Genomic DNA, 13,294 nt, shown 5'->3' on the forward strand with positions numbered 1-13,294 from the left:
GGCGAGGGCCTCGGGGGTCTTCTCCGCGACCTCCTCGATGTCCATGCCGCCCTGCACCGAGGCCATGGCCAGGAAAGTGCGGGGCGGAGGGAGCTGGCGCTCCCTATTGAATTCCGCCTTTCGGCGGAATTCCGCAGGAATTCACCTTGCGGCGAATTCGGGGTGGTTTCGGATAAACCCCTTCGGGGTTTATTTGGGGCGCGTTGAATTGCCTTTCGGCAATTCTGGTTGTGGATTGTTGAAAGCCTTTCAGGCTTTCTTTTAATTCCCCGTTGGGGAATTTGATGGTGGGTTAGGTGATGGGGTGTCCGCCGTTGGCGGACATGTTGGGGGCGGGTGTTGGGGTGGGGGTTGGGGTGGGGGGTGGGCCCCTGTCGGGGCCGTGGGGGTGCGGGGGTGTTTCGTAGTTGGGGCGTGGCTAGAGTCTGGGCTGTTGCTCCATGTCCCCTCCCTGATGGGAGGGGTGACGGGGTGTTGAGAGGGGTGGTGGGGCCCCTGTCGGGGCCTAGGGGGTGGGGTAGGGGGTGACCGTACCTGTACGGCGGTACCGGGGAGTGGGGACCGAGGGTGCCCGGGGGGTGGGTTCCCGGCGGGTTCCCGGGAGGGTTCCGTGCGGGTTCGAGGGTGGATTGCGGCGCCCTTCCGGGCGCAGCGGAACGGGGTTTATACGGGGCGCGCGAATTTAAATTGAATGGGAGTGCCGGCGCCTGAATTCAGGAGCGGCATTACGGCCGGAAAACCTGGGTTCTAATTCACGTGACCGAGGGGGAACGGGCCGAACCGAATTCCGAGACGTCCAACATTTGGCATGACGTCACACTTGTTGAATCTGACATGCAGTCAGAGACGAGTGACGTGAATCCGAGCCCCACCAGAAACACGGAAAAACGCTGAATTGAAAGAAAACAAACAAGGGAACCGAAAAGGGAAAGGGCCCCTTTCGGGGCCCTTTCCCAACCTCGCTCGTTACTTTCAGACCGTCAATTCAGGCTGCACCAACCCCGGTTGCATCGCGACGGAAAGGCCCGACGGGTAGACAGCAGTCCACGGGCCCGCCGTCGGCTTCGCACCGGCAGCCAGCTCGATGGTGAGCGCCTCGCTGCCGTCCGAGGGGACGACCGTGCGCCGAACCGCGTCACTCCGCTCACCGGGCAGCCACTTCGTGACAATGCCGGTCAGTACCTCGCCAGTCTCGGGGTGCTGCCACGTCACCCAGCTGCCGGGCGAGTAGCAACCGGTGGCAGGCTTCGGCGCGGTGCCCTGGCGCCGGTCCCGCCGCCACGCTTTACGCACCTTCTCCGGAGTGTCGCCGGACGCCCGAACGGTCCCGGAAACCCTCGGGATGCGCTTCTGAGCGTCTGCCAGGATCTCATCGCGCCTGCCGGGCAGACCGGCCGCGAACGCCTCCCGTACGGCCGCGTGATCGGTCCCGCTCACAGACACCAACACCGTCCACTCACCCTGCACACGGAACACCCGCGCCGACTCCTCCCACGACACCGGCTGGAAGGCCGCGCCCTTGGCGTCGATAGCTGCCAGAGCGTCCCGACGCATCTCGTCCACCACACGCTCGTACGCCTCCTTGCTGGCGGTCCGACGCGTCTCCGCTACCTCTGCGCGCCGCCAGCTCTCCACGGACGCGTACAGGTGCGCAACGTCGGCCGGAGGCTCAGCCGACGCGATCGCGGTCAGCAACGGACCGACCTCCCGGTTGACCCGGGACTCGGCCGCCCGCTCCCACGACTGGTCGGCTGCCGCGTAGACAGCCGCCCAACCCACAGGGCGGACAGTCTCCGGCCGGTCCGTGACGCTGCCGGACTCAGCGATACGGGCCGACAGGGTCAGGACGCTGACGGACTGGCTGACGGTCTCGGCGGTGCGGACGCTCATCACGGGGCCCTCTCTCGGGGTGGGTTCTCGGTGGGACGGGGGTGCCACTCCCCCGCCGCCGGGGGTCGGAGCAGCCGATCTGCTCCGACCCTGGGTTGATGCGGTGTCAGCCGAGGTCGGCGACCAGTGCGGTCGCGTTGTCCGCGCGGCTGGACGCGTGCTCGATAGCGGCGGCCGTGAGCGAGCGTGCAGCACGCTGCGGGCCGCCGGTCAGGTACTTGGCAACGTCCAGCCCCGCATCCTCAATCGGCTCGTACGCTCCGTCCGACAGGAGGAGCAGCCGCCCGCGCTGGGGTGCGGTGACGCTGCCGATGGCGGGGTCGGCCGTGCGGTCGCCGAGGTAGGACGTCACCCGGTTACGGGAGTACGGGCCGGGTTCGTGGCCCATGTCCAGCAGGACCTGGCGCATGTTGTGGTCCTTGGTGTAGCGGTGCAGGCCGTCGGGGGTGTCGATGTAGGCGCGCGAGTCGCCGCACCATGCGATTTCCAGCGGCTTGCCCGGGGCGGCAACTGCGACGACGGCGACAGCGGCAGGGATGAACTCGGCCTCCCAGGTGTCACGGCCCGGCTCGGCCGCCGCAGCGGCGTGCACGCTGCGGAGACCAGCCTCGGCGCCGGTAAGGGCGGCGGCGCGGGCAAGGCGGCGGGCGTAGGTGCGGGTCCAGTCACGTACGGCGTCGTTGCTGCCGATGCCGTCGAGGAGGGCGTAGGCGCGGGTCCCGGCGACGGTGAACGTCGCGGTCGCGTCGCACTGGTGGGAACGGCCGCCGATCAGCTGTGCAGAGGCGTGAGTACGCATGGGTGGGTTCCTCTCCCGGATGTGTTCTCGGTGCGGCGACGGGGGTGCCACTCCCCCGCCGCCCGGGGCCGGAGCAGCCAAGCCGCTCCGGCCGTCGGGGGTCTCAGAGATCGCCGAGGCTGGCGAGCAGCGCCAGGACCTTGTCCTTGCTGAGCGGCAGGGTGTCGCCCTCGGCGTCGGCGCCGCCGGTCAGCAGCACCGGCCCGTGATAGTCCTGCCAGGTGAAGCCGAAGCGGACCGCCAGGGCCGTCGCGATCTTGTTGACCGGGTGGTTGTAGAGCCCCTCGTCGTCCAGCCACATGTCGAGCTGGCTGGTGAGACCCACGACGTCCACGTTCTCGCAGCGGATCACGGAGCGCATGACGGTCAGTCGGGCCCCCGTGTCGGCGGGGAGGTTGACCGGGACGATGTCCGCTTCGGCGGTGATGAGCAGGGCGTCGGGCGTGCGGGTCATGAGTGACTCCGTTTCTCGCGAGTGTGTGTTTCGGGTGTTGGCCGACTGCCACCGCCGACCAACAAGACAACTATATCCCACACGAGTGACATTCGGGGGTGTGGCGCAGATCTTTCTTGCGCAACTTCCCAGGCCAGAAGGAGTTTTGGTGCCCGGGGGGCGGGGCACTGTGCGGGCCGTGTCGCCGCCCCATGGTGCGCAGCGCCGTGGGCCGAGGGGACCGGCAGCGCGAAGCGAGGGAGCGGGGCGCGCAGCGTCCCCGACGACCGGCTGCCGGGCCCCGGGTGCGTGAGAGCGCGCAGCGCTCGGACCGGGCCGCAGCGCAGCGGAGCGCCCGGCACGCAGCGAGGTGGGGTGGGGAGCGCAGCGGACCGCCCCACCGTGCGACGCGGGCGGCGCAGCGCCCCGCCCCCCGGAGAGGGCAAAGGCGCTGCGCCCTAGGGTGCCCGCGCTGTGCCGACTGCTGCGCCCCGTGGGTCAGTCCTGGCCGTACTGCGAGATGGTGAGCACCGGTTCGCCGTTGTCGCCGCCGGTGATCTCGGCAACGACGCATGTCTTCCTGGCGTCGCGGGAGCGGCCGTCGCGCGGAACGCGGTGCAGCTCCACCGGGAAGCGCAGGATCGCGAGGTTGCGTCGGCGGCGCAGGGCGACGCCGGTCATCCAGAGGACGTCCCACAGGCGGCCGGTCTCGTCCTGGACGGTCTGTCGGTCGGTGTCTTCGTCGCTCCATGCGACGTTGTCGGCCCAGGCCGAGGCGGTCAGCGCGACGGGGAGGGTGAGTCCGGCCTCTTGGGCGACGTCGGCGGGAACTTCCTTCAGGGAGCCGTCCTCGATGGCCATGGCACGGGTGTAGACGTCGATGGGCTCGCCGAAAATCTCGGTTAGGGATTCGGCCGGCTGGATCGGCTCGGGCGTCCAGCGCATGGCGTCGTTACTGAGTCTGTCAGGGTTGGCCGCGCCGTCCATCAAGGGCTTGTCGGTCATGGAGCTGCCTCTCTTGGGGTGTAGTCGGTGCGGCAGGGGTGCCACTCCCCTGCCGTCGGGCGGGGCGCAGCGCGTCGGCTGCGCCCCGGGGCGGTCAGTCCTGGACGAGGCGCAGGGCGCGGGCCTGGGCGGCGGGGTCGAGCGGCGGGGTGCACCACTGGATGCTGTCGAGGACGATCAGGTCGGTGACGTCGTCGAAGCCGTGGGGGGCGCTGGCGAGCATGCGGACGTAGAAGGAGAATGCGAGCGCGTCGAGTTCCTGGGCCGGGCCGGTTGCGGGCAGTGGCGGGTTCGTGCGCAGGGCCGCGATGTAGGCCAGGGCGAGCAGGCCGAAGATGTCGGCTTCGATGATCTCTTCGATCTTCCGGCCCGTGCGCTGCGTGAGCGGCACCATGCGTGCCAGCAGGAAGCCCATGGCGTCTTCCATCTCGGCCTCGGTGAACGGCATTTCCGGCTCGGGTGCGGGAGCCGGGGCGGGGGCGGCGGAGAGGTGGCGGCGAGCGTTCGCGTCGGTCATGGGTTCTCCCTCAGTTCGGAGCGTGTGTTTCCGGCTTCCGGTCGACTGCCACCGCCGATCGGCATGCTCCAATTATGCATTCCCAAAGAATGCATTTCAAGAGTTCTGGATCAATATCGCGCCGGTAATTCCCGTAATGCGAAGGGGATTTGGGGCCGGGGGCGCAGCTGGGTGGCTGCGCCCCCGGGACGGTCCGGTCAGGTCCAGTCGGGGTCGGTGCGAATGTGCTCGTACGCCATGGCGGCGGCCGTATCGGCGTCGGGTGCATCGAAGTCCCCGGCCCAGCGCGTGAACTCCTCCTCGCTGGTCGCGAGGATCACGACGTCGTCGGCGACCGGGCCTGGCAGGACTGCGGCGACGAGGAGTTCGGACATGTCGACGTCCAGGCGCAGCCCGACGACGGTGAATGTCTGAAGCATCGCGGCGGCGGTCATGCGATCAGCTCGAACGTCGGGCCTTCGACGGCTTCGCTGCTGAGATCCCCGACGAATACGCCGACGACGTAGGCGCCATAGTCGCCGCCCCAGAGGGTTTCCGGGGTCTCGCCGTCCTCGCCGTCGGCGCGATGCGGGAAGTGTTCCAGGATGGATACCGCGGCATTCGCCTTGGCTTCTTCGTAGGTATCTCCCTCGGCGACTACGGCGAATGCTGAGGCAAGATCCGGGACGGTGTACCAGTCGCCGATGATCGTGAATTTCATGAGTTTCCTCCCGGGAAAAGTCGGGTGACTCCGGGGCCCGGAATTCCGCCGGGCCCCGGTAGTGACCTCGTGTCAGTGACGGCGGGCGCGGGGAAGCTGTGCGCGCCGCTGGAGGTAGCGGTCCAGGAGCGCGAGTGCCTGGTCCTCCGTCAGCCCGCGGGGTGCGCCTTCGGCGTCTGTGGAGCCGGTGAACACGACGTCGCCGTAGTACGGGTGAACTCGCTCCTGGTAGGCGAGGAGGAGGCCGACGGCGGGGGCGTTCATCTGCACGCGAAACGCGGTGGCGTCGTCGTCGACCCACATGGTCAGCTGCGTGGTGATGTCGACCGGTCGCACGGCGTCGGCGCGCAGCGCGGCGTGCGGGGTGGCGACGGTGTCCCAGTGCAGGAGGCGGAACCTGCCGGTGGGCTGGACCAGGAACGCGAAGGCCTGGGTGTCTGGAGCGGCAACGGGCATAGCTGTCCCCTATGAATTGGTGTGTGCTTTCGGTGTTGGTCGACTGCCACCGCCGACCAACAAGACAACTATATCCAATCTTGGTCACGAATGATGGCGTTGCGGGGATCTTTTTTGAGGTGATTTCCGAGGTCAGAGGCAGTTTCAGTACTCCGGGGCGGGGCGCTGTGCGGGCCGTGTCGCCACCCCCAGGCGCGTAGAGCCTGGGGGAAGGGATGGGGCAGCGCGAAGCGAGGGCGCCGGGCGCGGAGCGGCCGGTGACCGACTGGCCCGTCCCGCGGCGCGTGAGAGCGCGGAGCGCTCGGTCCGGGCGGCGCGAAGCGGCCGCCCGGCACGCGGTGCGGTGGTACGGGGAAGCGCAGCGGACCCGTACCACCGCACGGCACGGACGGCGCAGCGCCCCGCCCCGGAGCAAAGGCTGCAACGCTGCGCCCTCGCAGTGCCGCGCCCTGCCCGCCGCGCTACGCCCAATTGTCGTTCGGGCTGGGAGAGGTGGGCCGCCGTATCGCCTCTGGCGGCCCGGAGGGCCCGTGCTGCGCCCCCTTTGGGGCACAGGTGCGCCCCGGGGCGGCTCAGGGCTGCCCCGGGGCGCTTGGAGGGTGTCTGCCGTCAGGCGGCGAGGGTGACCTGGGGGCTGCCGTTGCCGGATGGGTCCTGGTATTCGGGGTCCAGGTCCACGGTGACCGTCTCGGTGTCGCTCTCGACGGTGAACACGGTGGCCCAGGATGCGGGGTTGCGGTGAATGGCGAGCGCTTGGCGCGCGGCAGCGACGGGGTTGGAGGCGTCCAGGCTGATCGTCCAGGTGACCTGATATTCGGGCACGGCATCTTCCTTCGGTGTCGCGGGTGGCCGCCGGCCGCTGTCGAGCCAGCGGCCGGCGGGGTAGGTGGGATGTTCAGGCCGCGAGGACGACTTCGGCGGTGTCCAGGCTGCGCTCGTTGACGCTGAGGTAGCCGTTCGCGCCGGAAGGGTCGAGGGAGTCAAGCCAGAGTTCTTCGTCGTCGGCCAGGTACTCGTGCAGCGCGTCGGCGTCGCCGGCTACGCCGGCAGGGATCTGGACCTCGGTCTCGAATTCGTAGGTGACCTGTTCGGTGACGGCCAGCGAGACGGTCACCGTGACCTCTTCGTCGTCCTCGCCCGTATGCTTCGCCTGTTCGGGCTCCGGCCGGCGGACGTTGACCATGCTGGCGGTGGGGAGCAGGAACGGTCCGGGCCCGCTGGGTGCCGCGTCGATGTGCAGGCTGGTGGCGCCGGTGTCGGGGTCATGGCTGATGTCCAGGACGCTGAGGAGTGCGGCGCCGCCGAGGACGGGGATCTGGTCGCCCGGCCGAAGGTCGGCCACGCTGGCGCAGGGTTCGCCGGCGACGGAGTAGTCGAGGTTGTTGGTGCCGTGTTGCATCGCGGTGCCTTTCAGTGTGGTGTGGTCGACGGCCGGCAGGCGCTGCCGGGCAGCCGTCTGGCGTCTTTGGTCGGGCGGCGGGGGCTCAGGTGCGGCCGTTGGGCCTGGGAGCGCTGTACGGCCGCAGAATCGCGTCACCGCCCCAGTCCCACATCTCCGGCTCGGCCTGGTCGCACAGCAGCAGGCAGAGCAAGCCGTCGTCGTCGCCGGCGTCGTCCTCGTTGTAGGCCGACTCCGGCAGGATGTCGAAGCATCCACCGACGCCCTCCATGCGGCGGGCCAGGTGCAGCAGGTGCATCGGTCGGTGCGGGTCCAGCTCTCCCCACGCCTGGCGCAGTTCGGTGTCGGCGAGAGTGGCCGAGCCCAGAGGGCCTTCGAAGTCGCACACAATGCCGCCGGCGGCGTCCCGGATGCTGTGGAGCCACAGGACGTCGTCCTCGTCGTGGTGCATCACCAGGTAGGCAGCGCTCGGGTGCATCGCGGTGAGGGTGTCGGCGATCGTGCGAGCCAGGCCGCGCGCCTGGTCGAGGGCAACTTCCTCAGCGGTCGTGAAGTGGTCAACGGTGGTGCGCATGGGCATCTCCTCGGCGAGGGCCCGCCCGGGACCGGCCCGGGCGGGCGCGGGGTGTCAGTGGGCGGCGGGCAGGAGTTGGTTGCCGGTGCGTTGCCAGTAGCCGGGCGGCGCGTGCTCAGCGCGGGTCGGGTAGGACGAGCCGCTGGCGGTCATACGGAAGTCGTCCTCGCACTGGAAATACTGCACGCCGGGGAACATCTGGGCGGTCTTGGAGTCCGCCGGGAAGTCGACGAGGCCCATGAAGCGGTGTGCGCCGCCGCTGGTCCACAACGTGTCGCCGGGGGCGTAGTCGTCCGGACGGACGAGCACGGTGTCCCCGGGCCGGAACTTGCGCCACAGCCGGACACCAAGGCCGTTGCACACTGCGGCCAGTTCCTCGTACAGGGCGCAGTAGGTCTCGTCATCCATGCCGGGGGCGTCGTCCGCCTCGCCGCTTTCGCCGGTGAAGTGGACGACGCCGTTGATGTGGGCGCCCTCGTGGCCGAGACGGGAGGCGAGGGCGGTCGCGACGTCGTTGGAGGCGTCCGGGCTGTCGGGGCGGTAGTGCATCTCCAGTCCGGCGGTGAGCTGGAGCGTCATGTACGGCATGGTGCCGGGAAGGGCTTCAGTGAGGCTGAGAAGGTCGGTTGGCTTTCGGACGGACTCGTCCATGAGCCGGTCGGGGTACAGGGTGCTGAAGGAGCTGGATTCGTTCGGGTTGTCGGGATCGAACGGCACGGAGTTCTCCCTTGAATCGGGGCGTGTGCTTTCGGTGTTGGCGACTGCCACCGCCGACCAACAAGACAACTATATCCCATTAGGGGTCCGATATTGAATAGGGCGGGCGCCTCTCCTGGATCAATTCCCGCAGCTCACAGGCCATTTGTCCTCGCCGGGACGGGGACGCGCAGAAAGGTGAAAGGCCCCCGCCGGCGGCGGGGGCCTTTGTCGGAATACGGCTACCAGCCGTCGTGGCAGCCGGGGAGATAGTCCTCGGAATACGGGTCCTCGTACGAGGGGTGCGGACCTCGCAGAGGCGGGCGCTCCGGCTCTGCGGTCAAGCAGGCGCAGGGGGTCTGGGTGCTCTCGTGCGGCCAGTAGCCCAGGACTTGGTACCTGGGGCACTTCAGCCGCTGGAGGACGGTCCAGGAGGCAGCGTCGTCGTCCCGGCCGCTCACTGGCCGGCTGCCAGCTGCCGCTCGCGGCCGGTCAGCCAGGCGGGGTGCTGGCAGTACGCAGCGAGGGCGCGCTCGAGGTCCAGGCACACCTCGCCGGGCTCGCCGGCGACTTCCGGATCCGTCACGTAGTCGGCCGGGGGCCGCCAGCCGCGGCCGGTCTCCTCCGTGCCGGGCAGCGGCCGGTCGGTGCGCGGCGCCGGCACCAGGGTGCGGTCCGCGGCGACGGCGGCCGCGACGTCCTCGGGCAGCTCCATCAGCGAGCGCGGCAGCTCGCTGACGCATGAGCCGAGGGACTCGCCCGGGCCGGGCTCCAGGAAGGTGAACCAGCCGCGGTCGTCGATCCATGCCAGAACCCAGCGGCGGGTGTCGTCCTCGTCGTCCGGGACGTCGTCGGGACGGGCCGCCAAGGTGACGTGCATGCGCCGGTCCTCGTCGGTGTAGAGGTCGAAATCGGCGATGCAGGCGCCGGCAGCCTCCAACACGGCCACGACGGCCAACAGGTACGGCAGGTGCGTGTCGAAGATGCCCGGCCCATTAGCGCCGAAGGGCCTGCAGTCGGTGCCGGCCCAGACGGCGTCGGCCTGGTCCTCGAGCTGCCCCTGCTCGTCGCGGACGAGCTCGAGCGGCCCGGCACCGGTCGCGAAGAGGCGGCCGACATCCTGACTGGGCGACGGAGTCCAGCCGTCCAGGCACCGCCCCAGATCGCCATCGAAGACGGTGTGGTCGCGGCCCTCGACCGTCAGGACATGACGGCCGGGCCGCTCGCCCGGGCGCAGCGTGGCGGTGATGGTGCGCCGCACGTCGGTCTGCTCCCGGGCCAGGTTGAGGGCGGCGTGGTAGCCGATGCCCCGTTCGGTCTGCAGCGCTCGAGCTCGCTTCTGCAGGGCGGTGCGCTTGGTCACGATCGTCTCCCGACCGGCCGGCCCCCACGCCACCCGCCGAGAGGGGTGGATCGTTCAGCGTCTTTGTGCTCGTGTGCCGGATCCCGCGGGACCTTCTCCCAGCGACTGGCGGCGTGGGCGCCGGTCGGGCGGATGGGCGGTCGGCTCGCCCTGGTCAGCAGCCTAGCGGCCGGCGGATGGGCGGGCGGGCGAACTCGAGCCGTCGGCGAACTCTTGCGCCAGGAGCAGCGGTTGCTCGGCAGCGGCGATGCGGGACAGCCGGTGACGCTGCTGGCCGATGCCGCGGCAGCCGGCCAGAGGGCGCAGGACGTCCGGCCGGACGGCGGCGACGGCTTCGACGTAGGCGCGGCCGCCGAGGGCAATCAGCTGTCGGGCGTGGTGGAGGCCGAGAAGTTCAGCCTGGGCGCGCAACTGGTCGGGCTGGACGCTGCCGGGCTCGCCCATGCGCAGCTCGTACGGGGCCAGGGACTCATCGAGCATCACGAAGCCATGGGCCGCCGAGAGGACCAGGACGGTGCCGGTGCCGCTGGCGATGGCGTGGGCGGCCCGGCGGCACAGCCGGTGGAACGATCCGACGTAGAGGTCCGCGGCCGGGACGGGCGCGGTGGTGGAGAGCTTGGCTGCGCTGCACGGCACGACGACGACCGGGCAGCTGGGATTGATGGTCAAGGCGTCCCTCTCGGGATGGACCGTGCCCGCCGCCCGGATGCGGCGGGCACGGTCGGTTTCAGGCGGCCAGGGCGAAGTCGTCGGTGCGGTCGCGGCCGCAGTGCGTGCAGGGGGTGATGTGGTGGTCGATCCACCGGCCGCAGGCGCATTCCCAGGTCGCGATGGACCAGGTCCACTCCCACCCGCCGATGCCGTACAGGCGGTCTGTGGTGGGCGTGATGATGCTGGTGATCTCGGCGGGGCCCTCTTCGATGTACTGCCACCGGATATGGAGGACGACCGCGACGGGCGCGCCTTCGGTGTCGGTTCCGCCGTCGATGACGTGGACGGTGTCGGCGCAGTCGTGGCCGTATTCGGTGGCCATGGTCTGGGTGTCGGTGGCGAGTTGCCGAACGGTGTCGAGCGTGAAGAGAGGGGAGACGAAGCCGTTCCAGCGGTTGGAGGGGTTGAGGACGGCCTCGTAGCTTCGGGGTCCGTCGAGGGTGACGCGGGTGCGGATGAGTCCTGGGTGCGTGGTCGGTGATCCGGTCATGACTCTCCTGGGTGTGTTCTCGATTGGGTTGGCCGACTGCCACGATCGACCAATACAACTATACCCTACACTTCACACGTCAGGAGTGTCGCCCCCTCGTTGAGCAGCGGCTTGTCCCGGGCCCGCGGAACGGGCCCGGGACGGAATCAGGCAGCCAGGGCGAGTCGTTCGAGGTAGGCGGCGGCCGCCGCCTCGCCGAGCTGGTCACGGATCGCGTCGCCGCGGCTCCAGGACAGCGGGCCTTCGGCGGCCTCGATCCGGGCGGCTTCGGCAACGACGTCGGCGAGGCTGTACTGCTCCTTGAAACGGTGACCGATCCGGGCTTCCAGTTCGGTGTACTGCTCCGGCAGCGGCAGGCCCAGCGCCCAGCACAGCCGGACAGCGCGCACCAGCACGCTGAATCCGGCGAGCACGCAGAACACGCAGCTCAGGCGCGGCATCAGGGCGTCGTAGGCCGGGTGGTACTCCAGGCCTTCGGCTGCGATCTCCTGCCAGATCTCGGTGTCGGACAGAGCGAAGATCGGGTGCCAGGTCAGTACGAGCCGCTTGCCGTTGCTGGTCCGGGCGTCGATGGACAGCGGCAGTTTCCTGCTGCGCGCGGGGGATTCGGCGGCCCGGATGCCGAGGCAGTTGATGATGAGCGCCTGGCGGTCCAGACCGAGGGCGGTGACGATCGCGGTCAGCAGCACGTTGGCCTTGTCTCGCTTCAGCGTCGAGGTGCAGAGCCGGCGGGTGGCGTCGGGGAACATGCCGCGCTTCTCGACCAGGCCGAGCAGGCCACCTTCGGAGTCGATGGCGACGAAGCGCAGTCCGTACCGCTCGGCCTGGCGCTGGGCGAGCTCGCGCACGCCGGGCCACTCGGAGGTGTCGCCCAGGTCGCAGTGCACCACGACGACCTTGTCCGTGCAGCCGGCCCGGGCCGCCCAGGTCGCGAGCCGGTGGAGCATCACAAGCGAGTCCTTACCGGCGCTGGACTGAATGACCAGGGCGTCGGCGGCTTGGATCATCTCCGGCGGCATGGCGGCCAGTTCGTCCAGGATGCCGGCCGCGACGTCCGAGCGGCGCTTGCCGCCCGTGGCGCGGCCGCGGGCGTGCGGGGCGTACAGGGCGGCGAGTTCACGGTTGGCGGTACGGGCGGCGGCGAACGTGCGGCGCAGCTTGGTCTGGGCGGCCTGCTTGCGGCGGCCGCAGTCGGCGTGGGTCTGCTGCGCCTCCTCCAGCGCGTCGGCGGCGGCCCGGGTGGCCCGGGTGCAGGCGCGGCCGGCTGCGGTGTGTGCGGCGTCGGCCTGGTCGGCGCGCCGGATGGCTTCCAGCAGCTGCAGGCGGGTGGTGATGTCCATGGGCGTCCTCATGGTCCGGGGTGGGATTCTCGGTGCCTGGCGGCTGCCACTGCCGCCAGGCCTGGGATGGTGCGAAGTCAGTGCGAGGTACGGAAGCGCTCCGGGTGCGGCGGGACGTCGCCGAGGTAGCGGGCGAGCCATGCGGTCACCTCGCGGGCGCACAGGGCCGCGTCGGCGGCGGCGTCCAGCGGTGCCCGCGATCCGTCGAAGATGGTGGCGACGTAGTCGCCCTCGGCTCCGTGCAGGTGCGCGGACCAGGGCTCGCGGTGTTCGGTGGCAGGCCGGTCGGCCTGCTCGCCGGCGTACATCAGGACGTGCGGGACGTTGTAGGCGGCGCTCTCGTCGTCCGGGGCGGCCGGGTCGACGGCCATGATCAGGTACGTGATCCCCCTGTCGCCTCCGAGGAAGGCGTGGCGGCCGAGTGCGGCCAGCTCGGTGCGCAGCAGGTCGCCTTCGGTGGGCAGGGCGGCGGTTCGCTTCATCTTGATTCTTCCGTCTCTGGTTTCAGGAAATGGGTGAGGGCGGCTCGTATGGCACCGCAGCGACGAATTCCCCGGGGCGCGGCCAGTTGGCAGCGCCCCGGGGAGGGGGGTCAGAACGGGTTCCCGTCCATGCCGATACCGATGACGCCCGCCCGCCCGAGGAGCGATGCCTCGGTCTCGTCGTGGGCGTAGTCCCAGCCCTGGGCGTGACGCGTCTCCGCGTCGGTGTGGGAGTGCCCGTGGTCGCAGTGGAATCCGGTCTCGGTGAAGTGCAGGGTCGCTCCGCACTCACGGACGGCGGGCCCGTCCTCGTCGTGGGCGTCCAGGAGCCAGCCGCAGCGTGCGTCTTCGCCGTCGGATGCCTCAGCCATGTTGTTTCTCCTCGCGACAAGGCCGTCGGGCTGGAGGCCCGGCGGCGGGTGGGTGCGAATCCGGTTGC

The 13,294-nt window shown here is 69.9% G+C and carries 18 protein-coding genes and 1 pseudogene; all 19 read right to left on the reverse strand.

The annotated features are described in order from the left end of the window. Nucleotides 1-81: pseudogene (locus tag AB0I23_RS27010) on the reverse strand (ATP-grasp domain-containing protein); the annotation flags it as partial. Nucleotides 82-972: 891 nt separating this feature from the next. Continuing rightward, a complete protein-coding gene (locus tag AB0I23_RS27015; protein ID WP_359113045.1) occupies nt 973-1,890 on the reverse strand; it encodes a hypothetical protein in 918 nt (305 codons plus the stop codon). A gap of 106 nt (nt 1,891-1,996) precedes the next feature. Beyond that, nucleotides 1,997-2,689, reverse strand: a complete 693-nt coding sequence (locus tag AB0I23_RS27020) for a PP2C family protein-serine/threonine phosphatase (protein ID WP_359113046.1) — start codon at nt 2,687-2,689, stop codon at nt 1,997-1,999. Nucleotides 2,690-2,792: 103 nt separating this feature from the next. Next, nucleotides 2,793-3,143, reverse strand: a complete 351-nt coding sequence (locus AB0I23_RS27025; protein WP_331718481.1) for a DUF3846 domain-containing protein — start codon at nt 3,141-3,143, stop codon at nt 2,793-2,795. A gap of 477 nt (nt 3,144-3,620) precedes the next feature. Continuing rightward, complete coding sequence (locus tag AB0I23_RS27030; RefSeq protein WP_359113047.1) at nt 3,621-4,127, reverse strand: DUF6573 family protein; 507 nt, start codon at nt 4,125-4,127, stop codon at nt 3,621-3,623. A gap of 94 nt (nt 4,128-4,221) precedes the next feature. After that, the gene (locus AB0I23_RS27035; protein WP_359113049.1) at nt 4,222-4,644 is read right to left on the reverse strand and encodes a hypothetical protein; all 423 of its coding nucleotides are present in this window, start codon (nt 4,642-4,644) and stop codon (nt 4,222-4,224) included. Nucleotides 4,645-4,841: 197 nt separating this feature from the next. Then, entirely contained in the window at nt 4,842-5,063 is a 222-nt protein-coding gene (locus AB0I23_RS27040) for a hypothetical protein (protein ID WP_359113051.1), read from the reverse strand. Between the two features lie 11 nt (nt 5,064-5,074). Beyond that, nucleotides 5,075-5,344: a hypothetical protein gene (locus tag AB0I23_RS27045; RefSeq protein WP_359113053.1), complete on the reverse strand. Its 270-nt coding sequence runs from the start codon at nt 5,342-5,344 to the stop codon at nt 5,075-5,077. Nucleotides 5,345-5,416: 72 nt separating this feature from the next. After that, nucleotides 5,417-5,800: a DUF3846 domain-containing protein gene (locus tag AB0I23_RS27050; protein ID WP_359113054.1), complete on the reverse strand. Its 384-nt coding sequence runs from the start codon at nt 5,798-5,800 to the stop codon at nt 5,417-5,419. A gap of 609 nt (nt 5,801-6,409) precedes the next feature. Continuing rightward, nucleotides 6,410-6,622 (reverse strand): hypothetical protein, encoded by a 213-nt coding sequence (locus tag AB0I23_RS27055; protein WP_359113056.1) that lies wholly within the window; start codon nt 6,620-6,622, stop codon nt 6,410-6,412. A 73-nt stretch (nt 6,623-6,695) separates the two neighbouring features. Continuing rightward, nucleotides 6,696-7,199: a hypothetical protein gene (locus tag AB0I23_RS27060; protein WP_359113058.1), complete on the reverse strand. Its 504-nt coding sequence runs from the start codon at nt 7,197-7,199 to the stop codon at nt 6,696-6,698. A gap of 85 nt (nt 7,200-7,284) precedes the next feature. Next, the gene (locus tag AB0I23_RS27065; protein WP_359113060.1) at nt 7,285-7,773 is read right to left on the reverse strand and encodes a hypothetical protein; all 489 of its coding nucleotides are present in this window, start codon (nt 7,771-7,773) and stop codon (nt 7,285-7,287) included. 54 nt (nt 7,774-7,827) lie between these two features. Continuing rightward, nucleotides 7,828-8,490: a hypothetical protein gene (locus AB0I23_RS27070; protein ID WP_359113062.1), complete on the reverse strand. Its 663-nt coding sequence runs from the start codon at nt 8,488-8,490 to the stop codon at nt 7,828-7,830. Nucleotides 8,491-8,926: 436 nt separating this feature from the next. Further along, on the reverse strand, nt 8,927-9,832 hold the full coding sequence (locus AB0I23_RS27075; protein ID WP_359113063.1) for a DUF6292 family protein: 906 nt from the start codon (nt 9,830-9,832) through the stop codon (nt 8,927-8,929). Nucleotides 9,833-9,994: 162 nt separating this feature from the next. Beyond that, nucleotides 9,995-10,501 carry a DUF6884 domain-containing protein gene (locus tag AB0I23_RS27080; protein WP_359113065.1) on the reverse strand — a complete coding sequence of 169 codons (507 nt, stop codon included), beginning with the start codon at nt 10,499-10,501 and terminating at the stop codon, nt 9,995-9,997. A 58-nt stretch (nt 10,502-10,559) separates the two neighbouring features. Next, nucleotides 10,560-11,033 carry a hypothetical protein gene (locus AB0I23_RS27085; RefSeq protein ID WP_359113067.1) on the reverse strand — a complete coding sequence of 158 codons (474 nt, stop codon included), beginning with the start codon at nt 11,031-11,033 and terminating at the stop codon, nt 10,560-10,562. A 146-nt stretch (nt 11,034-11,179) separates the two neighbouring features. After that, nucleotides 11,180-12,373: a phosphoadenosine phosphosulfate reductase family protein gene (locus tag AB0I23_RS27090; protein WP_359113069.1), complete on the reverse strand. Its 1,194-nt coding sequence runs from the start codon at nt 12,371-12,373 to the stop codon at nt 11,180-11,182. A 77-nt stretch (nt 12,374-12,450) separates the two neighbouring features. Further along, the gene (locus tag AB0I23_RS27095; protein ID WP_359113071.1) at nt 12,451-12,855 is read right to left on the reverse strand and encodes a hypothetical protein; all 405 of its coding nucleotides are present in this window, start codon (nt 12,853-12,855) and stop codon (nt 12,451-12,453) included. 110 nt (nt 12,856-12,965) lie between these two features. After that, nucleotides 12,966-13,226, reverse strand: a complete 261-nt coding sequence (locus AB0I23_RS27100; RefSeq protein WP_359113072.1) for a hypothetical protein — start codon at nt 13,224-13,226, stop codon at nt 12,966-12,968. Nucleotides 13,227-13,294 lie beyond the last annotated feature (68 nt).

The sequence above is a fragment of the Streptomyces atratus genome, assembly GCF_040655115.1.
GTDB lineage: Bacteria > Actinomycetota > Actinomycetes > Streptomycetales > Streptomycetaceae > Streptomyces > Streptomyces atratus_D.